Here is a 20,367-nt window from a genome sequence, read left to right on the forward strand (position 1 = left end):
CGGCTATGCCAACTGCCCATGCGGGGTTTGAGGTTGTATTCCAATCATGGAGCGTTACGGTTTGACCACCGTCGTTTGCTCCACCGGCACCTTGTCGATGGTTCCGTAACACTTGGTGGTGACAGGACCGCCCTGGGAACTGTAAAGGGTCATGACCACATTGTTGTCGGGATAGACCTTGAGTGTGTAGGGAATGGGATTTTCAAAGGTATCGCTCTCGGAATACCGTTCATCAAATTTATAGAGCATCGCGCCGCTTGAGAGATCATAGAGCCCGAAGGCCACCCGCACATCGGCGACCACATTTTTTCCGGCGGAGTCAATTTCACTTTTTCCGTCCACGATACCGCCCAATATGCCGTTCATCTGGAAGTAGCCGCTCATATCGCCATCGGTCATGGGCATGTCAAAGGCCCACCACATGGCCGCGGCTTCACTGTTTTTCTCAAAGGGTTCCTCATTGTCCAGGTCGTACACCTGACCCAGCAGCGCCTCCATCATCGCTTTTTCCTCGGAGGACATTTCCTCGTATTCGCTGCCGCCGTTGACGATGGCTTCCATCATCTCCTCTTCATCCTTCTCATAGGGGGAGAGTTCAAAGAGAAACCGGTCGTTCTGGAACCAGCCGTCGGTGTCGTAATCCACGCTGCCGCCCTGAGCGGTGAGCAGGGCGCTCAGGCCACCCATGTCGGCGCTGTAATCAAAGCCGAACTCGCCGAAGTAGGGGCCGAACATATCCTTGCCCACATGGGAGGCTGAAAGATTCACGTTGTAGGTGGCGGTACACAGACCCATAGCGTCAATTTCATCCGTATCTTTAATGGTGATGGTCCACACATACCCCTCGTTGGGAGCGTTTTGCCACTCATACTCCAGCCGCTCCTCGTAGCTCGCACCCTCGGGCAGCGGCGCCAACGGGCGGGGCTGCCCGCTGGGGGTGGTTCCGGTGTGGCTTTTCTCTGTAATGCCGTCCTCGGACACGGCGGATTTTTCGGCGCCTCTCGCCTCCAGCACCTCGCGGGTTTTGCTCTGTACCGCTTCCTTGAGACCGCAGCCGCTCAGTGAAAACAGGAGCGCGGCCGCCAACAGCAGGGAAAACCATCGTTTCATAAAACCATCTCCTTCCACTATTTCTGCTCGTACCGGGATTTAGGAGAGGAAGGCCCCTCCCAGATAACCGGTGACGGCCTCCAGCACCCATCCGCTCACAAAGTACAGGATAACTGCCAGTACCAGCCCGATGATCATAAAAATCAGCATGGCTTTGGCATAGTGCTTGCGGTTGAGATTCTTCGACGCAAAAGCCATGACGATGCAGGCGATCAGGCCGACAACAGGAATGGCGAACAAAATGGAGGTCAGGATAAAGCTGCCGGTGGACATGACCGCATATTTCCCGGTGGGCGGCGTATCAGCTGCCGATGGAGCAGGTATGTAGGCAGGCGCCTGCTGCTGTGGATAGGCAGGCGCTGGCTGTTGCTGCGGATAGGCAGGCGCCTGTTGCTGCGGATAGGCAGGCGCCGGCTGTTGCTGCGGATAGGCAGATGTCGCCTGTTGCTGCGAATAGGCAGGCGCCGGCTGTTGGGACGTGTAGACAGGCTCGGCGGGTGGCTGAGCCGTTTGGGACTGCGGCATTGTTTGGGCCGCGGCGCCCGTCATCACCGGCTCCGGCTGTGCGGCGCTGCCCATGGGGTTACCGCAGGAGGTACAAAATTTTATGCCATCAGGGACATTTGTCCCACATTCGGTACAAAAAGCCATGAAACGCTCTCCTCTCTATATGTATATATTTTCTGTTATTTCATACGGGTATAGGTCGCTCCGTCAAAGGTCAGGGTGTCGCCGTCCAGGGAATATGGGATGATATCACTCTCCTTCGCAAGCCCAAACATGGCGCTGACCGTGACCTCCATTTCGGTGTCGCTTTTGATTTTGTACTCGATGGACATGAGCATATCCAGACCCGCCATCGCATCCTTAGCATCCTTCGAGTCCCCGTCGGACAGGCTCGCCAGCACATCCTCGGTGAGCCCGTACCGGAGCTTGCCGTCCTTGGTGAACTCGATGCCGAGTCCATAATCGGTTTCAGTCTCCTCATCCACCGCATGCCAGACGCCAACAATGTCTTTTTTCGGATTTTTGCCGCCGCAGGCGGTAAGGGACAGGATCACCAGCAGGGCAAGCGCCAAAGCAAAAACTTTTTTCATCTTTTTTCCTCCTTCATTCGTCAGGTTCTCCGTCAGGTGTTGACGGAGATTCTGTAAAACGGATTCTTCTCCTTAGTTTCCTCCTGCTGGCACTACATCCTTGCGCCGCAGGAGCCGCAGAACTTTGTACCGGGCTCGTTTTTTGCGCCGCACTGTCCGCAGAATACAGGCTTGGTCTCAGCTCGCGCCGGAGCGGGAGCTGCTGCCGGAGACGGTGCGGGAGCTGTGCCCGCCGCAGCATAGGACGGCTGGGAGGGCTCTTCTTTTCCCTTCTGGAACAGCTCCTTAAACTTGGCGGACAGGCCGCACAGCTTGCTGTAAAGATCAAAGGTAATCTGGGTATTCGGCGCGACCCCCATATAGACGGTCATCATCTGAATCATGATGTAGCTGTCCACCAGCGCGTACTTCACCACCCAGGCAATCAGGCAGGCCAGCAGGAACGCCGCTAGCGGGCTCCATCCCAGAACCTTAAAGAGAAGACCGATCGGCACGAAGATGCCCAGGGCCACGACCACCATCAGCAGAATCACCTTGAGCATTGTTTTGGCCGCGCTGCCCAGCAGCGGCTTCCAGTTCTGGGCGTAGATCACCACACCGTCGGCCGCGCTTTTGAACGCACCCTGTTCCTTTTGATAAAAGGTGTAGCCCAGACAGCACTCATCCACATAGCCGAGGGAGATGCTGACGAAAAATTGCGCCAGCCCGGTGACGGCGCCCATACCGGGAATGAAGTCGAGGGCGTTTCCCACCTTGCCCACCGCCTTCTGAATCTGCTTGACAGCGGCGCTTACCAGCTTATCCACGGCGAAGTAGATGTTGGAGGTGAGAAACCTTTTGGTGACCTGGGCCTTGCCGTAGGCCACCTGATTGTCGGGAATCCGGCCGGTGGTGACCGCTTCGGCGATCACAGCGATATGTCCCGCCTTGACCAGATAACCTAAGTAGTGCATGATGACGAATCGGATGAAGCCGGTGCCGAAAATCCAGATGATAAAGGTGACGATCATCCCGCCCTCTCCAAACAGCCAGCCGATTCCCATGAGGATGGCGAAGAGCAGCGCGGACAGCAGGACCGTGAGTCCGCCCAGAGCCAGCTTCGCTATGTTAAAGGGCATGGTCTTATGAAAAATCTCTTTTGCAGTCATCAGATTTCCTCCTTATTCCTTCTTTGCGCCGCATTCAGGGCAGAACTTTACTCCGGGGCCGATTTCGGTCCCGCACGCCGGGCAGGTTACCTTCTCCGGCTCGGCGGGAATTACAGGCGCTTCCAGCTTCGCGCCGCACTCGCAGCAGAACTTGGTGCCAGGGGCGTTGGCCGCGCCGCAGGACGGACAGGTCATACCGGCAGGTACGGGGGCGGGTGCTTCCAGTTTCGCGCCGCACCCGCAGCAGAACTTGGTGCCGGGGGCGTTTGCCGCGCCGCAAACCGGGCAGGTCATACCCGTGGGAGCGGGGGCGGGCGCTTCCAGCTTATTGCCGCATCCGCAGCAGAACCTGGTATCGGGTGCGTTGGCCGCACCGCAGGATGGGCAGGTGATACCGGCGGGAACAGCAGGTGTTTCAGGGACTGCTGCTGCTTTGGCCGCCTCGTTCTCCGCCTTGATGCGGTCGATCTCCGCCTGGGCCTCGACTGCCGCGTCATAGTGAGACTTAGCCCCTTGACAGAATTCCAGTACCTCTGGGTCCGCCTTGCCATCCTGTGCAAACCGTTCGTAGTAGAACGCCCCGATCTTCTTCAGTTCTTCACCAGCCGCCTCAGTTTCCGCCTTGATTTTACTGCCCAGCTTGTTGGTTTCAATTGCGTCCCCCGTCCTGTCGCCGATGTTTTTCGCCATTTCGCCTAATTTGTCAAAAAACGCCATATTATGCTCCTCCTTTTTTGTACTCTAGTCAACTGTTAATAGAACCCTTCATTCCCAACCTTTCTTCCCCATTGCTCTCAAACATAACCTCGCCAATGGGCCGGCCGCATCGGACACAGTAATCGTTACCGGTGGGAACGGGACATCCGCAGAGGGGGCAGTACCGGGGCTTGCTCTTGTAGGGGGCGCACTCGATGCACTTCATCTCGTCGATGTTGTATGCCTCGTCCCGAATCCATTTCCCGCACTGGGAGCAGCCGTTGAAGTAGGGCTTCGCCTCCTGCCACGCAAGCCTCAGTTCTTCCTCCGGGATATTCGCCCGGATGGGGCCGGTGGTGTAGACCGGGGTACCGGACACCTCGCAGTAAAAGCAGTATCGCCTGCCGAGGGGCGTGTCGCCCACCACCTGATATTTGCTGGTGGGATGTAGCTTTTCAAACATTATTTCCCCTCCCCTGTTCCTTTTCTAACCGATCCTAAAAAATGGGTTTTTCCATTTATTATTTTTGCACACAGAGGTCCGTCCTGGCTATCGTACCAAGTATGATTTTCGTCTAAAAAGCCTATCATACCTGGTATGATTTTATAAAAAACGCAAAAAAGCCATATCATACTTAGTATGATACGGCCTCGAAAACCCTTATAAACAGCGCTTTTTTCGTATCAGAGGAGTCGATCCTCCAAACCGCTCTTTTTTATCAGTTCGGCATACAAGGTGAGTTCATCCTTTGATGTAATTCCTAATTTTGCATAGATATGACCGTTGTGCGTCTTAAGCGTACTCATGCTGATATACATGAAAGATAGAATTTCATCGACCGATTTCCCCGCGGCATAGTGACGGAATATCTTCCTTTCCGTTTGTGTCAGCGTCCCGATCCGCGCGATGAAGTCGCCAAACAGATCGTCTGGGAGAGGGGTGTCCTTGGAACGCTGCTCCCGGATCTTATCAATAATGAGGTCGATCTCAAGAATATTCGTTTTTTCCGGCAGTCCGTCGTCGGCCTCTGACATCAGTTTGTCCGTGATAGGCTTTGCGTACCGCATTGACAAAATGACAGATGCAACGATGCCTACCGCCATTAGCGCGAACAACAGCAGTGCAATACGAAAGCTCGACGCATTTTTCGCGGCGTCGAAATCCGCTTTCGGCACAATCGCTGCCGCCGTAAAGCTCTGCGAGGCAAACGGTGAATCATCCGGGTAAAGGCGGATATTCGCGGAAAGTCCAATAAAAGAACCGCCGCCTAAAATAGAGTAGCAAGTCAGACCTTTGTCCGCTCCCGCGGTTTTTAGTAAAGTTCCCTTTGGAAGCGTTCCATAAACCGTCGCATTGCCCGCGAGCAGCGCGGTGTCCATCATCAGTCCGCCGTCCCCGTTATTTGCAAGCAGAAGCGCCATCCTCGGATATTTGCCGGAGTTGCTCGAATTATGGCGCAGCATAAAGTTCATCTGGCTGACCTCAAAGCCGCAAACTCCGAACGCCCGTCCGTCATTGCCGATCAGGGGGACACTGCAGGTCATCGTGTTTTCGTCCAGATTGCGCAGAGCGCCTTCAGGACACCAGTAGACTAGGCGGGAAGCCGGCAGTGAAGGGTTTGCTTGATACGCTGCGAGAGGTTCGCTCCAGAACCGGCAGTTCTCCACATCATATTCCAAATCCCATTTCGACTGCATATATAGCTCGCCCTTGGTGGCCAGTTCAGAGGAGCCGCGCAGGAGGAGCTGCCAGTCCGCGTTGCCGCCGTTGGCACTCGGCTCGTTGTTGCGTATGTAGAGCCCGGCCTTGGAATACTTCGCGCCGGGAAGGTCGGGACCCACCGTCGCGTCCAGCGCGAAGAACGCGCCCGTGCAATCCGTACCGTCAAGCGCGTGGATCAGCGACGGCAGCTGATCTTCCACAAGGCCGTGCAGGATTTCGGGGTTTGTTTTCAAATCAGTCACAGTGAGGTCCTGTGCCTTCAGCTGGTCTTCTATACCGGCGGATAAACTTTCCGACAGGCGCACCGCCAGCGCGGAGGCTTTCCCGAACTGGCTCTCGACGCTTTCGGAAAGATAGTACAGCTCATTTCCAAGAAATTTCTCGCTGTCGGTGGCTTCCCGGCTGAACATCCCGGTCACAGACAGCAAAAGCATAGTTCCCGACAGGATGGTCAAGGTAAGAATCAGCTGGAAAGCAAGCAGCCGGCGCCGCATGGTTATAGTCCCGCCCCGGAAGGATAACGGTATGTTCCGCAAAAAAAATTTAACTTTTCCCACCATCCTGTTTCACCCTCTTACTGTCTGTAATTCGACACGAATTCACCTTGCGCGTTTTCTGAAACGGCCGCAAATGCCGCGTCCGCGTCCTGCGTTTTCCGCAATTCTTTATATCCCCGTTTTGCGTCCTCCACGAAAGCCTGTATCTGTTTGACATACTCGGTCTGCAAGCCGTCAAAGCCGTCGAACACGGGCGGGAAGTAAAAAGCGTGGGTCTTTTGCATACCGGCCGCGACAATCAGCGTCTTTTCCACGAGAGGGTTTTCGATTTCGGGCAGGCTTCCCGCGACCACCTCGTCAAAGGCTTTCTGTGTGACGGGCATATAGCCGGTGACTGCCGTAAAAGTCAGGTTTTGCTCCGGCGCGGTGAACCATTTTAGGAACAGCCCCGCCGCATACTCTCTCTCGGGAGTGGATTTCGTCACGCAAATGCCGCCGCCCCTCTGAAAGACCGTTTTTTTACCGCCCTCGAACACGGGATAGGGCAATACATCGAACACCACGTCCTCCTTGGTGTTATCGGGATACGTGACCTTGGTCGGGAAGAAGAACGCGCCTGCCGAGGTGGAGGTGGCGCAGACGATATCCCCCGTGATGGCGAGGTGGTTGGCATAGTCGTTGAAAATCGCTGTGCCTCCCTTGACGGCAGGGGTGTAGTAGCTGTCGAAGATCCGCTGGAAAGCGGGGGCGGAAAGATTGAGTTTTCCATTTTTGACAATTTCGCCGCCCAGCTGCTGAAAACCTATCATAGAGTAATTGAAAAGGCCGTCAGGGTAATAAAACATCTTGCCGTCGTTCGGTATGTCCGGTGTTACGGCGTCCGTCCATTCGAAGTATTTGACCGCCGCGTCCGCAAGTCCCTCAAAGGTGCCGAGGCTATCAATCGTAACCCCGGTTTCCGACGCGAAGCGGTCAAAGATAGTGCGGTTGAGGTAGAGAACCTCGGTGGACTTTGCCACAGGCAGAAGGTAAAGGGTATCGCCGCCGAGTCTGCCTTCCTCTAAAAACTGCGGTACGAACGCGGCAAGCTCCTGCGGTGAAAACTGTACGCCTAAATCCGAGAGTACGCCCAGATCGGCCAGCGTTACCGCCGCTTTGGGATAGACCACCGCCAGATCGGGCAGCGCGGGCGCGCCGGGGTCTTTTTTGGCGGCGGCCACAAGCTGTTCGTTGATGACGGAGGCATTGGCGATGTACTCCACCTTGACGGTGATACCGTTCTTAGCGCCCACCGTGCTGTTGAACTCAGTCACGAGCGTATCAAAAGTGGCCTGCATATTCTCGACATAGGTATGCCAGATGGTCAGCGTGACGGGGTTTTGAGGGTTCGGTTTACCCGGCTGCCCGCAGGCCGTAAGACCCAGCGTGAGCAGGATGGTTAAAATAAGGGTAATAAATTTTCTCATAAAGGTTTTCTCCTGTTTTGCGATTGTGCGCGCCGGTGTTTTTTTCATTCTTTATCGTCCCCCCTCCCTTGTTTCGCCCGGCAGTCCGGGCAGAGGGGGATGTCCTCAAACTCGTCCAGACAATCCTCACAGACAACCTTTCCGCATTCCGCACATCGGGTAAAATGGTATAACGCCTGCCGGTTGGCCCGTTCATAAGCGTCCTCATACTCCGTCTGCCACAGGAGCCTTTGGAGCGGGGGCAGCTCGGCATCATCCCTAACCTCGCCGGCGCCGGAAAACGGGGTGGTGGGCGCCTGATAGCCCGTGCCGCAGTAATCGCAGTAAAATGTGAAGCGGAACGTCTTGTTGTCTGATTCATTCCTGAAACGTTTTGTTAAAGGGGGCAGTAATTTTTCTCCATGTCCCATGCACATCCTCCTTGTCCTTTGCTTCTTTCTGCGGGCCTACCATTTGGAAAGGGCGGTACCTGATGCTTCTCATGGCGCAATCGGGACACCTATCCAAAATTTGCCCTGTGGGAAGCCTTGTGCTGATAACACAAGTCGGACAGATGTACTTTCCGCAGCCCGGACAGCCGAAGAAGTGAACGGCGGCTTCTTCATTTGCCCTGGCAAACGCCTGTGCGTGTTCCTTTTGCCAGCGCAGCATCCACAGTTCGATCTCGGTATCGGTGGGCGTCCCCGCCAGCCTCCCCTCGGTGAACGGGATGGGGGGAGCTTCAAAAGGAGCGCCGCAGCAGTCGCAGAAGAAAATAAATCGGAACATCTTTTCATCCGAGTTGTCCGTATATTTTTCGGTACAGGATTGCAGCATCACAACCACCTCCCTTATTCCCGCACCAGATTCCTGTAGAGGCAATCTGCTTCATGACTTCCTGCAGATCACGAAGTTCTCATTCCATCCGCCGGCCTTGACTTTCTTTTTTTACTGTTAAACCCCGTTCTTAATTCAATTTAACGCAAATACAGAAAAAGTGTTACCCCCGTTTGGAGGGGTTTTTGCATTTTTACGCGGTTTTTCACCCCCACCCGGTACAATTTCCAAAAATGTTGAATGATTTACTCTTTTGAGCTATACTGATAAAAACAAGTCCACCGTTACTGTACGGTAAGCGCATTTTATCGGCGCGGCGGCGATCCGGGCCGTGGAAAGGATACTGTCATGAGCGATTTATTTCGGTTTGGTGAGCGCGTCAGCCTCATCTTAAAAGAGTGACTGGCTGCTCACCGGTGCGCAGCCGAGGTGTGTGTCCGGACAGCGGGACCAAGAGCAGCAGGGAGGTGAGATGTTGTGAGCAATTCTATTTTTTCTGAAAACCAGAGCAAGCGCCTGACCGTCCCGTTCCGGCTTTTGCTTTGCTTCGCCATGTTCGCTACCTGGCAGATGGGGGTGGTGTATTTCTCCGGACAGACGCTGTCCCTCGACGGCCGGACGCCGCTTCCGGTGGATGTGGGGAACGTCACGGTGCTGATCGTCGTGGGGTACATACTATCCATCCTGCTGATGATCTTTCGGCCACAGCTTATCGTGTGGGCCGAGCGCGTATCGGCGCTGGCGGCGCTGACGTCGGCGCTGGGCCTCTACTTCCCCCTGTCGCCGGATATGCTGGCGGGACTGCTTTACATACAATTTTTCTGCTGCATCTTCATGATTGGTTTTGAAAACGCGGTCATCGTCTACCTGTTTAGCGAGAAGTCCGCCGCCCGGCATCTTCTGATGGCCTATCCCATCGCTTGTGCCCTGGTGGCAATTTTGCAAAACGATTTTGTAAAGGTTCCGTTCTCGGTATTCCGGGTGTTTATGGTAATCAGTCTTGTGCTGATGCTGATTTTCTTTTTCTGGCTGCCGGGAAATGTCTGGCCTAGCTTTGCAAAAAAGGGGGATGGGCTGGTTTGCCCCAGGCGCTTTTTCAAGGGATTCTATCTGCTGGTTTTCTTAGGTTCCCTGCTGACCCTGTTCGGCAGCACCCTGGTGGAAACCGTGATACACGGTGTTTTTGTTTATTACCTGTCTATGGCCGCCTATGAACTGCTTGTCTTTTTTCTCTGGAAACGCTTCGGCGTCTCACCCATGCGCAGCGTTACCGGCCTGGTGGCGGTGTCCGCACTGGGTTTTGTCTCGGCGCTGGCCTCCCTCTATATACCCGCCCTATCCCTTGTGGCTTGCGTCCTGCTGGCGGCGGGCATGGCGGCCCTTTGCCTGTTCCCTCTGCTGGGGATTATCGCGGCCAAGCAGTATCCCTCCCGCTTCATTTCCCCGTGGATCATCGGACTGTGCCTGATTGGACTCCTGATCCATTCCGCTCTGCTGGAGGCGTTCCGTGACACGCCCGCGACCTTGTATATCGTCTATCTGGTTATCTCCGTGTCGGTGGTGATCCTGTATCTCATTCTGGAACCGTACCTGATCTACTCGTTCCGCAAAGGCACCTCGCTGGCTGTTTTGCTGTCGCCGGCAGAGGACGTACCTGCGGTACGGAGTACTGCAGTACAGGTTTGGGAACCCCAGCCTGATACTTCCTGTACGGCCGAAGCGGAGGCGCCCGCGCCGCCCAGGGAAACGGCGGTAAGCGTGTTTGACATTCTCTCCGGCCAGGAGCTTAGGGTAGTGGAGCTGATGCAGCGTGGGTTCAGTAACCGGGAAATGGCCGAGGTCATGAAAATCTCGGAGAATACGGTAAAGGGCTATCGGAGTACCATGTATTCCAAGCTGCAAATCCATTCCAAGCGTGAGCTGTTCGCGCTGGTGGAGAAAGAGAAGTAAGCTAAGTACTCATAGCGAAAAAATATGAAACATCTGCAGCAGCTCATATATAACAGGGATAAAAAGAGCGGGCAGCATATTTCCGACCGGGAATTTCTTGCCGAAGGATACATTGATACCCACGCAGAAAATCAGCGCCGAACCTATGTAAGAAAGATTGGCAATCAGCGGATCACTGACAAACACGCCAAACAGCGAGCACAGCAGGGTAATCAGGCCCTGATAAACGAAAATCGGGACAGCGCAGAACAGCACTCCGGCACCGTAAGTGGAAGCGCAGACCAGAACGATCACGAAGTCCAGCACGGACTTTACCGCCAGCATGGAGTAATCCCCGGTCAGCCCATCCTGCAGTGAACCCACGATCGCCATGGCGCCCACACAGATAATCAAAGAGGTATTTACAAAACCCTCTACAAAATGATTGTCGTTTTTCGCATGGACAGCGGCCTTCAGTTTTTCTCCGATCTGTTCCATTCTGGTTTCCACGTTTATGATCTGCCCCAGCAGGCTTCCAAGAACCAGGGATAATATAAGAAGCATCGTACCCTGCGTTTCAATGCCGTTTTCGGTAACCACAAGCATATGCTGCAGCGTGCCGGTGACGCCGATGAAAATGATGGCGACTCCGCTTCCTTTCATCATGGTATCCTGTATTTTTTCATTCAAACCATTCTTGAACAGCATACCGAGCGCGCTTCCAACGATGACGGCCGCTGTGTTGATCAATGTCCCTAACCCAATCATAATTTCCTCCCTGTGTGCGATTTTCCTAATAGGTACTACTCACGGCCAGTCCCCGGATGCCGGTCTGCTCGAAGAATAAAACAGTTTCTCCACCTGGGTGCGGGACTAACCCGGGCAACAACCGGGGACAGGCCCCTTTCTCCACGCAGCTGCCTGAACGCCGGGCCTTACTGCCGAAAGGTGCCAGACCCCTCTCATCTTGCCGAAAGGTGCCAGTCCACTCTCATCTGGCGGAGAAGAGTATGAAAGCTTTCTTGACGAATAACTAATAATACTATAAAATAAGCTGAAGAATAAGTAAAATTAATATAATTTAGAATAATTATAAATTTTGTTAATAGGTGATCGCAGATGGATCTCAGGGAGTTACGGATATTTGTCAAAGCAGCGGAAAAACTGAATTTTTCCAGAACCGCGGAGGAACTTGGGTATACCCAGGCCAACGTGACCCTCCAGATAAAGAACCTGGAAGCGGAACTGGGGGTTCTGCTGTTTGACCGGATCGGGAGGAATATCTATCTGACGCAGGACGGGAATTTGTTCCTTGCGTACGCACGGAAAGTGCTGTCGGACAGCGATTCATTGAAAGAATTATTTCACACGGAAAAACGTCATGTGGGAAAGATCAATGTGGGCATGTCGGAGTCGATTCTGGCTGCCGAATTTCCTGGTATGATTAAGGAATATCATCGGAAATATCCGAAGATCCAGGTCTGTGTCAAGGTTGGAACGAGAGAAATGATGTATGATATGCTGCTGCATAATGAGCTGGATTTTGCATATATCATCGATCAGAATATCATCGGTTCCGAGTGGGTGGGCCGCGTGATCAAGGAAGAAACCGTCTATTTTCTGACGTCTCCCAGCCACCCGCTGGCGGTCCGGGCAAAGCGGGGCGAGCGGATCGGCATTGAAGAGATATTAAAGGAAGAACTGATTTTGACAGAATGCCATGTGGGATACAGCTATGCATTGAGCCAGCTGTTATCCCTGAATGGCATGGCGCTAAGCCCCTATCTGGAAACCGGGAATACGGAAGTGATCCGAAGACTGCTGGAGAAGAACCAGGGGATCTCCTATCTGCCCTTATACATAGTGGAAAAAGAGCTGGCGGATAAAACGATCGTGCCGATCCGGATCCCGGAATATGAGGTGCTAATTTACCGTCAGGTATTCTGGCATAAGAATAAATTTCTGACGGTTCCCATGAAAGAGTTCATGAGGCTGTTGGAAGCCTGAACCCCAAAGGGGTCATTCTCATTTAATCACCTCATAGGGCAGTGTCGCGCCCGAGAAAATCAGCATCGGGAAATACAGCAAACTGGCAATCCCATCACACCGACGGCACAGATGGATATAGCGGCCAGTACTCCGAAGGAATGCTCCAAAAACGTATATGCCGTCAAAGACCGGCTTGTCCGCGTATATAACTCCAAGAATGAGGAGTACAATCAGGGGCATGCAAATCGCAAATTGGAACATATCCATACCCCGCAGGGACAATTTAAGCTCTGTTTTCAGCATTGCCTTAAAAGTTTTCATCTGTTTTTTCCGCCCTTTCTACATACCAAAGATAGGCGTCCTCGAATTTATCGCAGGAACTGCTTTTTACCGCCTCCGAAACCGTTCCGGAAAACGCGGTTTTCCCCTTTCTCAAAATACAGATACGGTCACACAGAACTTTAACCTCATACATAAAATGGGAGGTCAGAAGAATCGTTCCCCCTTTTTCTTTGAGAGACGACAGTATTTTCCAGACTTCCCGGTGTGCCTTTGCATCCATCCAGCCCTGTAGTCAACTCGTCCAGAAAGACGACTTCCGGGTTCGGAATGAGTGCCGGAACGATAAACAGACGCTGACCGCCGACGATTGCCGTGACCTGGGCTGTTCTGTAAGTGTTCATTGTTTAACTCCCTGACTAAGTAGATCATATCATAATTCGGAAGCCTGGTGTTATAGTGGAGGGTATTAGCTACTTTAATATTCCTGAATATCGGTTCTTTGATTATGATTTAAAAAAATTAATATGGTCAATTATGTCCGGGGAATATATAATAGAAACAGTATTTTACGATACCATGCGGTGCGGTACTGTGCGGTACAGCGCGATGCCGCACGAAGATGTGCGATACGGCGCGATGCCGCGCTGTAATGAGATAAAGTAATTGCAAATATAACATGTAATGATACAATATGCAATAAAAGATTCGCCCGGGAGGGCTTACATAAAAGGGATGGCAATTGACAGCAGCGGTAAGAATGATAACAGGAGGATATACTCGTATGCTCAGAAAACTAACAATATTAAGCTCGATATTATTGATCGTTCAGGCCCTCGGATGCGGTAAAATTCCAGTACAGGAAGATTACTCTTCCTATAGCGGTTTATGGACGACCGGCGGTTATTCAAAAGACTACACTGCGGCGCAGGGCGGCGCGAGCCTGTCGGTGGAAATCGAACAGACGAAGATGACAGGAAGCTATTACTATAATACCAGCTCCTATAACCGGGAAGCCGGAGTGGATGAGATTTCCTGTGAGATTAAGGATGGACAAGCAGAGTATTTATTTACCGACGACGGCTGGGGCAGCAGCGGTGTGCTGCGGTTTGTATTCAACGGGGATGAGATCGCCATAACGGTGGAAGACTTAAAGTTAAGTGACAGCAATCCAATCGGGATGTCGGTCACCAGTTCCACAGTGCGGCGCCAGGGAAGCGTATCGGACCCGGAAATATTACCGGACGGCGGCTCGTCAGGAGAAAATGACCTGGCGGCATACAGGGAACAATGTTCTTTCTGGCCTGAGGTAGTACGGTGGCATGAACAGCACGAACGTACCGGTATGGACATTGTCATGGAGCCGATGTTTGAAACAGACAAAAGAAAATATAAAGAGGAAGATTTTCAGGATTGCCCGAATCTCATAATCCATCTGGCAAAAAATGAAATCTATGCCAGACATGGTTACATATTCAGCGATCCGGATCTGGATGCGTATTTCCGGGGACAGGAATGGTATAATCCCGAAACGGCGGCGGATGAGTTTGATGCCTCATTGTTTAATGAGGTTGAGCAGGAAAATGTGGAACTGTTGGCTAAGCTGGATCATTGGGAGCCTTAAAGTTAAGTGATAGCAATGTTGTAGGTCCTTTTATTAATAATATAATTATGGATAAAGATATATAGTATCTGGGGAGGAAAACATATGTCTGAACGCTTTCGGTGCATTAAAATTTATGGCGAGCAACAAGGATGCAGGAGTTGTCCGGTTATTCTTCAAAAAAGCGGGCTGTTTTTTGATTCGGTAAAGTCCCTGAACATATTGCAGTTCAAATTTATCAATCTTCAGCCCAAAAATATCGAGGCATTAAAACTAGAGATTCAATGTTTTGACCTCGATCAAAATCCGTTGGGAGATCATGTACTTTTCCAATACATGGATTTGAATGTGGGGAAGAACGAATCGTTCGGTGAACAGACCCCTGTATATTTATCGCAAAACGGTGCCAGAAAATTCAATATTTATGTTAAGAAGGTCTATTTTGAGGATGATTCCAATTGGGAAGGGGACGCGTTGCTCAGACCGCTATCACCGCAAAAGGATTTAGAAGAGTTTGGAGAACTAAAGCAGCAATTTTTATTTGAACTTAAGAAGGTTTGGAGTAAAACAGAGGGAAATATATACCCCGAAGATCTGGAAGATTTTTGGTACTGTACCTGTGGCGCTGTTAACTTAAAATCCCAAACAGAATGTATTGCGTGTGATATATCGAAAGACGAGCTGTTTTCCCTGTTGGATTTTGGGTTCCTTTTAGAGCGAAAAAAAGAACGAGAGGAACAGGATGCTCTGACTGTACAAAAGAAAAAAAGAGTGAGGAGAAAAAGAAGAATTGCGTTGCTATTTTGTGTCAGCGCAACGGCAGTCTTGTGTGCGGGTATATTTTTATACATAGAAATCATACGTCCGAATAATCTTTACCAACAGGAAAATATAGATCTGGAAAATGGGAATTATGTGGATGCCCGAAATATTTATATAGAATTAGGGGATTATAAAGATTCCGGGAATAAACAAGTAGAAGCAAGATATCTCGAAGCGGAAAAGACTTTAGAGTTAAAAAGATATGATGAAGCGGAAAAGATATATGATGAACTAAATAATTATAAGGATTCACAAACAAAGAAATTGGAATGTATTTATCAAAAAGCAGATGAACTGCTGGAAAATGAAAAATATGCAGATGCTGTTAAATTATATGCGGAATTGGGTGAATATAAAGACAGTCCCTTTAAGACAGAGAAAGCTAATTTCAAATTAGCTCAAATTTATATGGAACAAGGAGAGTTAAAAGAGGCTTATTCCATATTGAAAGAAATCAAACAGGTCGATTTGCTGGACGACTACCAGGATACGTATAATGAATGCAGATATCAGATAGCGCAGTATAATATGAAACACAGAAATATGCAGACTGCATACAAGGAACTCGTGAATATAATAAGATATAAGGATTCCCGATATCAGGCGGCTAGATGTGCAGTCAATATTTTATCTTCTCCATATCTGGTAAAAGAAGAAATAGCTGTACTCATAAAAGATTTTTCCAGAGATTTTGATGATGATCAACTGGCTGCTATTATATATAGCGCTTATGGCATGACTCAGCGTGATGATATGCTTCATAATGTGGCAATTATAGATGGAATTAGCTATGCGGGATATCGTGAATGGCTGTACAGCGGGAAAAGCCTGATATCTGCTTTTCAATAAAATCAGCGGGTATTATTAATTTAATAGAAAAGCTGTTCACGAAAACAGAATGTGTGGAGCGCTAAATGAGTCGCTGGAGGAAATTATGGACGGATATCAGGTCAGATTTATAGACAAAATATTGGACAATGTGCATGGCTTTATTGAATTCACGGCCGTGGAAAAGGAAATTATAGAGCTCCCGATTTTTAAGCGTCTGCAGAGTATCAAACAGCTGGGGCTTACGAACTGGATATTCCCGGGAGCGGAGCATACCCGATTTATCCATTCCCTGGGCGTGATGCATCTGGCGGATCAGATGGCGATCCAGCTGCGGTATTCCGGCGAAGAACGGCAGCTGGTACGGCTGGCCGGGCTGCTTCATGATATCGGGCATTACCCGCTTTCTCATGTAGGGGAGCGGGCATATAAAAGCCTGCCCACGAATCCGGAGGACGTTGTGAGGAATCAGAAGCAAAGGGTGATCGATGGACTTTATTCTGTTGGAGACACCCGGCTGCACTATATGCAGGAGCCCTCGAATCCCTATCATCATGAACATATCACGGAACAGGTGATAAAAAGCGACGGGGATATCCGCGGTATCATTGACAGACATTGCGGCGGCTGTCCTCTGATCACCATTGAAAATATCTGTGATATCATAGTTGGAAATGTGGAACGCAACCCCAAAATCTCCGGCCTGGTACAGCTGGTCCATTCCGAACTGGACGCCGACCGGATCGATTATATCATGAGGGACGCCACGTTTTCCGGGACCAGCTACGGCGGATTTGAGCTTGGGCTCTTTTTGAGAAATTTAGCGAGGACGGATTATCACGGCGGGGAGATTATCGGGGTCCACCCCAAAGGGATATCCATCGCCGATCAGTTCCTGATGAACCGCTATTATTCTTATACCCAGGTCTTTTTTAACCGGCATGTTTCCATACTGGAATTCATGGCACGCACACTGACGGAGATCTTCATCAGCAAGAATACCAGCGAGTATCCGTCGCCGGAGGTGCTGCTTCAGTATATCAAGAAACATAACGGTAAGACGGAGTTTTTGTATTTTACAGACCGCGCATTCTGGGACAGCGTGCATCATGTATCCATGGGTTATTCCCCTTATGCGGATGTATTCCAGGATCTCCTTTTGAAATACCAGGAACTGGATTTGACGGAGAATAAGCAGATCTCCGTGACCTTTTCTGACGCGGAAGAACTGTGGGAGCATCTCAGGGAAAATCCGATCTGCCGGAATGTACACAGGAAAGACGCAGAAGTGATTCCGATTCTGAATATTGAAAGCTTTACCCATCAACTGCCTGAGGCGGTGTATGAACAGAAGCTGGAAAAGCTTTTGGATGAGGGGGAGATAAACGCGCGGCAGGCGGATCTCATGAGAATACGCCGGCTTCAGGAAGGAATTACGATTATAGAGGAAGGTAAGGAGCCGATACTGCTGTCGGACAGCCCGGCGTCCCTGATGTCCAGATTGTACTCGACCAAGGTTTGTATTCTAAGAGAGTATGAGCTTCCAGGTCAGGGGTAGTGTATAGCGGCTTAATTGTTAGGAGATGATGGTATATCTTTTGCCTGTGATAGTTACCATTTTATTTTTTGCAGAACGATAGAGTGCTATGGTATCTAAAGGCGATACAGAATTAGTTGGAAATAAACGTGCGGGAGACTACTCATGGAACAATTGCAGAAGAATCTGAACCTGAATGAATCGAAGCTCATATTACAATATCATGCGCCGGCTGATAAAGGTACCCTTATTCTAAGTCCCGGAGCCGGCAGGACCACAGAAGAAAATATATGGCAGCAGTATACCCTGCCAATCGGAAACGGAGATATGGGCGCAAATATATATGGCGGGATCAGTGAAGAACGCATGACCTTTAATGAGAAGACGCTCTGGACCGGGGGTCCTGGCCCTGACCGGCCGGATTATATGGGTGGGAATCTGAAAGAGTGCGGACGCGATGGCAAGACCCTCAGAAAGATACAGAAGCTATTTCGGGAAGGAAGAAATACAGAGGCCTCAGAAGCCTGTGAGGAACTGGTCGGGGGCACCGATGGATACGGCGCTTATCAGTGCTGGGGAAACTTAAGAGTTCGATATGAAGGTTTGGATGAGGCAAGTGCCGGTAATTACCGGCGCAGACTGGATTTGGAAAACGCAGTGGCAGATGTTGCCTTTGACTGTGGGAAAACTTGCTTTGCTCATGGAGAAATCCAGGATGAACCCGGCGGGTCCCACTACGAACGGGAGTATTTTATGAGCCACCCGGCGAAGGTATTGGCCGTAAAACTGACGGCCCGGGGAGAAGATAAGCTGAATCTGGTGATTTCTTTTGAATCCGCGCAGCAGGGGAGCACTATAGCGGAGCGAAATAGTCTAAGGCTTGAAGGAGAAGTAAAAGATAACGGGTTAAAATACTGCACTTTAATAATGGCAGAGGCTGACAGGGGGATCATAAAAGCTTCGGACGATAGTCTGCTTATCGATGAGGCTGAATCCGTAGTAATATACCTGGCGTCTGCAACAGATTATGAAAACCGCTGGCCTGCATATCGTACCGGAGAAACTGCAGCCGCACTGAAAGACAGAGTGGCTCAGGTGTTGGAATGCGCGGCGGCCCGTGGTTATGAAATATTAAAGGAAGAACACATCCGTGATTATCGAAAGATATTTTCACGGGTCAGCCTAAACCTAGGACAAAAGGATATGAGAGCGCACGCCCATACAGAGGATGCCTATACAGAAGATGCCCATACAGAGAAAGGGCAGGAACGATTTCCAGATGCGACAGACCGGCTGCTGGAAAGATATAAAAACGGGCTGGCGTCCCAGGTGGAGAGCCGCTATCTGGAAGTGCTGCTGTTCCAGTACGGACGGTATCTGCTGATCAGTTCCTCACGTGAGGATTCGCAGCTTCCGGCCAACCTCCAGGGGGTATGGAACGTCTCCAATGATCCCATATGGAGTGCCGACTATCATCTGAATGTCAATCTTCAGATGAATTACTGGCCTGCAGGTCCGGCAAATATGGCCGAATGTATCCTGCCGCTGATCCGCTATGTGGATTCCTTAAGAGTGCCGGGGCGGATCACGGCGAAGATCTATGCCGGTATCGAAAGTACGCGAATGGAGCCGGAAAATGGATTCATGGCCCATACCCAGAACACCCCGTTTGGCTGGACCTGTCCGGGGTGGTCCTTCGACTGGGGCTGGTCCCCGGCGGCAGTGCCCTGGATTCTCCAGAACTGCTGGGAATATTATGAATTTACCGGGAACAAAGAGATTCTGGAAAATAGGATATATCCCATGATGCGCGAGGAAGCAAAGCTCTATGACCAGCTGCTGGTCCGTAAGCCGGACGGGACTTTGGTATCGTCTCCGGCTTATTCCCCCGAACACGGTCCGCGGACTGAGGGGAACACCTACGAGCACACACTGATCTGGCAGCTCTATGAGGATACCATCCGGGCGGCCGGTGAACTGGGCCTTAACCGGGAACAGGCAGAAGTCTGGAAAGAAAACCAGAAGCGGTTAAAAGGCCCCGCTGAAATCGGCGATGACGGACAGCTGAAAGAATGGTACGAGGAGAGCTGGGCTGGCAGTGTAAAAGAGTCGGAAGGTTATGCGCACCGCCATCTGTCCCATATGCTGGGGCTGTATCCGGGAAGTCTGATTTCTTTGGAAAATACGGAGCTTCTCCGGGCTGCAATTGCGGCACTGGATCAGCGCACAGATGTCAGTACCGGCTGGGGAATGGGACAAAGAATCAACTCCCGGGCCAGGACCGGCGAAGGAGAAAAGGCATATCAGCTGATTCAGATGCTGATCCGGACAGGCATATATCCAAATCTTTTTGACGCCCATCCGCCATTCCAGATCGATGGGAACTTTGGGCTGACAGCCGGGATCTGTGAGATGCTGATACAGAGTAAGACGGGCGCAACGAGGCTGCTGCCTGCACTGCCGCAGGAGTGGCGGGACGGAAGCTTTGAGGGACTGGCAGCCCGGGGGAATTATATCTGGAGCGCAAAATGGAGAGAGAGCCGCCTGCTGCGCGCTTGGGTGTATTCGGCCAATGGAGGGACTGTGTCAGTTCACTATGCTGGTATTCAAAATGCCAGCCTGCTGGATGAAACGGGCGCCTCCGTAAATATGCATATATTAAGCAGCGACAGAATTGCTTTTCAGACAGAGGCTGGTCAATGTTACTATCTGAATATGCAGAGTTCCGGGTCAGAAAAAGGGAAAGAAAAAGGCTGACTTGAAAAAGTAAATTCCAGTGCAAGACTAAATTCCACCAGCGGTTAAAAGTTGCAGTAAATTATAGACT

At 51.1% G+C, this 20,367-nt stretch carries 17 protein-coding genes and 2 pseudogenes; 6 read left to right on the plus strand and 13 right to left on the minus strand.

From position 1 onward, the window contains the following. Positions 1-54 precede the first annotated feature (54 nt). From KTH90_RS20925 to KTH90_RS20970, 10 genes are all read right to left on the minus strand, one after another. A complete protein-coding gene (locus KTH90_RS20925; RefSeq protein ID WP_158353531.1) occupies positions 55-1,110 on the minus strand; it encodes a hypothetical protein in 1,056 nt (351 codons plus the stop codon). 39 nt (positions 1,111-1,149) lie between these two features. Beyond that, positions 1,150-1,761: a zinc-ribbon domain-containing protein gene (locus tag KTH90_RS20930; protein ID WP_158353529.1), complete on the minus strand. Its 612-nt coding sequence runs from the start codon at positions 1,759-1,761 to the stop codon at positions 1,150-1,152. A gap of 35 nt (positions 1,762-1,796) precedes the next feature. Continuing rightward, positions 1,797-2,207 carry a hypothetical protein gene (locus KTH90_RS20935; protein WP_158353527.1) on the minus strand — a complete coding sequence of 137 codons (411 nt, stop codon included), beginning with the start codon at positions 2,205-2,207 and terminating at the stop codon, positions 1,797-1,799. Positions 2,208-2,299: 92 nt separating this feature from the next. Then, positions 2,300-3,355, minus strand: a complete 1,056-nt coding sequence (locus KTH90_RS20940; protein WP_158353525.1) for a zinc ribbon domain-containing protein — start codon at positions 3,353-3,355, stop codon at positions 2,300-2,302. Between the two features lie 12 nt (positions 3,356-3,367). Then, the gene (locus KTH90_RS20945) at positions 3,368-4,072 is read right to left on the minus strand and encodes a zinc ribbon domain-containing protein (protein WP_158353523.1); all 705 of its coding nucleotides are present in this window, start codon (positions 4,070-4,072) and stop codon (positions 3,368-3,370) included. Positions 4,073-4,100: 28 nt separating this feature from the next. Then, entirely contained in the window at positions 4,101-4,514 is a 414-nt protein-coding gene (locus tag KTH90_RS20950; protein ID WP_158353521.1) for a hypothetical protein, read from the minus strand. A 221-nt stretch (positions 4,515-4,735) separates the two neighbouring features. Then, positions 4,736-6,334: a response regulator transcription factor gene (locus KTH90_RS20955; protein WP_158353519.1), complete on the minus strand. Its 1,599-nt coding sequence runs from the start codon at positions 6,332-6,334 to the stop codon at positions 4,736-4,738. 14 nt (positions 6,335-6,348) lie between these two features. Then, complete coding sequence (locus KTH90_RS20960) at positions 6,349-7,785, minus strand: extracellular solute-binding protein (RefSeq protein WP_238727426.1); 1,437 nt, start codon at positions 7,783-7,785, stop codon at positions 6,349-6,351. Continuing rightward, the gene (locus KTH90_RS20965) at positions 7,782-8,147 is read right to left on the minus strand and encodes a hypothetical protein (RefSeq protein WP_238727427.1); all 366 of its coding nucleotides are present in this window, start codon (positions 8,145-8,147) and stop codon (positions 7,782-7,784) included. Before KTH90_RS20965 ends, KTH90_RS20960 begins: the two co-directional genes overlap by 4 nt. Continuing rightward, positions 8,095-8,553 (minus strand): hypothetical protein, encoded by a 459-nt coding sequence (locus KTH90_RS20970; protein WP_238727428.1) that lies wholly within the window; start codon positions 8,551-8,553, stop codon positions 8,095-8,097. Before KTH90_RS20970 ends, KTH90_RS20965 begins: the two co-directional genes overlap by 53 nt. A gap of 477 nt (positions 8,554-9,030) precedes the next feature. Here KTH90_RS20970 and KTH90_RS25180 point away from each other — a divergent pair, with 477 nt between their 5' ends. Beyond that, positions 9,031-10,503 carry a response regulator transcription factor gene (locus KTH90_RS25180; RefSeq protein WP_238727429.1) on the plus strand — a complete coding sequence of 491 codons (1,473 nt, stop codon included), beginning with the start codon at positions 9,031-9,033 and terminating at the stop codon, positions 10,501-10,503. Between the two features lie 9 nt (positions 10,504-10,512). Here KTH90_RS25180 and KTH90_RS20980 read toward each other — a convergent pair whose 3' ends face one another. After that, positions 10,513-11,250 (minus strand): DUF554 domain-containing protein, encoded by a 738-nt coding sequence (locus KTH90_RS20980; RefSeq protein ID WP_238727430.1) that lies wholly within the window; start codon positions 11,248-11,250, stop codon positions 10,513-10,515. Between the two features lie 351 nt (positions 11,251-11,601). Here KTH90_RS20980 and KTH90_RS20985 point away from each other — a divergent pair, with 351 nt between their 5' ends. Beyond that, positions 11,602-12,489, plus strand: coding sequence for a LysR family transcriptional regulator (locus tag KTH90_RS20985; protein ID WP_238727431.1), 888 nt, complete (start codon positions 11,602-11,604; stop codon positions 12,487-12,489). Between the two features lie 80 nt (positions 12,490-12,569). On the opposite strand, the pseudogene KTH90_RS20990 reads toward KTH90_RS20985, so the two are convergent. Both KTH90_RS20990 and KTH90_RS25360 read right to left on the minus strand, forming a co-directional pair. Beyond that, positions 12,570-12,792: pseudogene (locus tag KTH90_RS20990) on the minus strand (ABC transporter permease); the annotation flags it as partial. After that, positions 12,779-13,130, minus strand: a pseudogene (locus KTH90_RS25360) (ABC transporter ATP-binding protein); the annotation flags it as partial. The pseudogenes KTH90_RS20990 and KTH90_RS25360, both read right to left, overlap by 14 nt. 404 nt (positions 13,131-13,534) lie before the next feature. Here KTH90_RS25360 and KTH90_RS21000 point away from each other — a divergent pair. From KTH90_RS21000 to KTH90_RS21015, 4 genes are all read left to right on the plus strand, one after another. Beyond that, the gene (locus KTH90_RS21000; RefSeq protein WP_238727432.1) at positions 13,535-14,374 is read left to right on the plus strand and encodes a YARHG domain-containing protein; all 840 of its coding nucleotides are present in this window, start codon (positions 13,535-13,537) and stop codon (positions 14,372-14,374) included. An 84-nt stretch (positions 14,375-14,458) separates the two neighbouring features. Next, the gene (locus tag KTH90_RS21005) at positions 14,459-16,024 is read left to right on the plus strand and encodes a tetratricopeptide repeat protein (protein ID WP_238727433.1); all 1,566 of its coding nucleotides are present in this window, start codon (positions 14,459-14,461) and stop codon (positions 16,022-16,024) included. Between the two features lie 85 nt (positions 16,025-16,109). Beyond that, positions 16,110-17,561 carry an HD domain-containing protein gene (locus tag KTH90_RS21010; protein ID WP_238727434.1) on the plus strand — a complete coding sequence of 484 codons (1,452 nt, stop codon included), beginning with the start codon at positions 16,110-16,112 and terminating at the stop codon, positions 17,559-17,561. 144 nt (positions 17,562-17,705) lie between these two features. Beyond that, positions 17,706-20,297, plus strand: coding sequence for a glycosyl hydrolase family 95 catalytic domain-containing protein (locus KTH90_RS21015; protein WP_158353513.1), 2,592 nt, complete (start codon positions 17,706-17,708; stop codon positions 20,295-20,297). Positions 20,298-20,367 lie beyond the last annotated feature (70 nt).

The organism is Diplocloster modestus, assembly GCF_019042245.1.
GTDB classification, from domain to species: domain Bacteria; phylum Bacillota; class Clostridia; order Lachnospirales; family Lachnospiraceae; genus Diplocloster; species Diplocloster modestus.

Excerpts from the sequence above, each read along its gene's own strand:
- KTH90_RS20965 (WP_238727427.1), bottom strand. The coding sequence starts at position 8,147 with ATGGGACATGGAGAAAAATTACTGCCCCCTTTAACAAAACGTTTCAGG.
- KTH90_RS20970 (WP_238727428.1), bottom strand. The coding sequence starts at position 8,553 with ATGCTGCAATCCTGTACCGAAAAATATACGGACAACTCGGATGAAAAG.
- KTH90_RS21010 (WP_238727434.1), top strand. The coding sequence starts at position 16,110 with ATGGACGGATATCAGGTCAGATTTATAGACAAAATATTGGACAATGTG.
- KTH90_RS21000 (WP_238727432.1), top strand. The coding sequence starts at position 13,535 with ATGCTCAGAAAACTAACAATATTAAGCTCGATATTATTGATCGTTCAG.
- KTH90_RS21015 (WP_158353513.1), top strand. The coding sequence starts at position 17,706 with ATGGAACAATTGCAGAAGAATCTGAACCTGAATGAATCGAAGCTCATA.
- KTH90_RS20955 (WP_158353519.1), bottom strand. The coding sequence starts at position 6,334 with ATGGTGGGAAAAGTTAAATTTTTTTTGCGGAACATACCGTTATCCTTC.
- KTH90_RS20980 (WP_238727430.1), bottom strand. The coding sequence starts at position 11,250 with ATGATTGGGTTAGGGACATTGATCAACACAGCGGCCGTCATCGTTGGA.
- KTH90_RS20960 (WP_238727426.1), bottom strand. The coding sequence starts at position 7,785 with ATGAAAAAAACACCGGCGCGCACAATCGCAAAACAGGAGAAAACCTTT.
- KTH90_RS20925 (WP_158353531.1), bottom strand. The coding sequence starts at position 1,110 with ATGAAACGATGGTTTTCCCTGCTGTTGGCGGCCGCGCTCCTGTTTTCA.
- KTH90_RS21005 (WP_238727433.1), top strand. The coding sequence starts at position 14,459 with ATGTCTGAACGCTTTCGGTGCATTAAAATTTATGGCGAGCAACAAGGA.
- KTH90_RS20930 (WP_158353529.1), bottom strand. The coding sequence starts at position 1,761 with ATGGCTTTTTGTACCGAATGTGGGACAAATGTCCCTGATGGCATAAAA.
- KTH90_RS20950 (WP_158353521.1), bottom strand. The coding sequence starts at position 4,514 with ATGTTTGAAAAGCTACATCCCACCAGCAAATATCAGGTGGTGGGCGAC.
- KTH90_RS20985 (WP_238727431.1), top strand. The coding sequence starts at position 11,602 with ATGGATCTCAGGGAGTTACGGATATTTGTCAAAGCAGCGGAAAAACTG.
- KTH90_RS20935 (WP_158353527.1), bottom strand. The coding sequence starts at position 2,207 with ATGAAAAAAGTTTTTGCTTTGGCGCTTGCCCTGCTGGTGATCCTGTCC.
- KTH90_RS20945 (WP_158353523.1), bottom strand. The coding sequence starts at position 4,072 with ATGGCGTTTTTTGACAAATTAGGCGAAATGGCGAAAAACATCGGCGAC.
- KTH90_RS20940 (WP_158353525.1), bottom strand. The coding sequence starts at position 3,355 with ATGACTGCAAAAGAGATTTTTCATAAGACCATGCCCTTTAACATAGCG.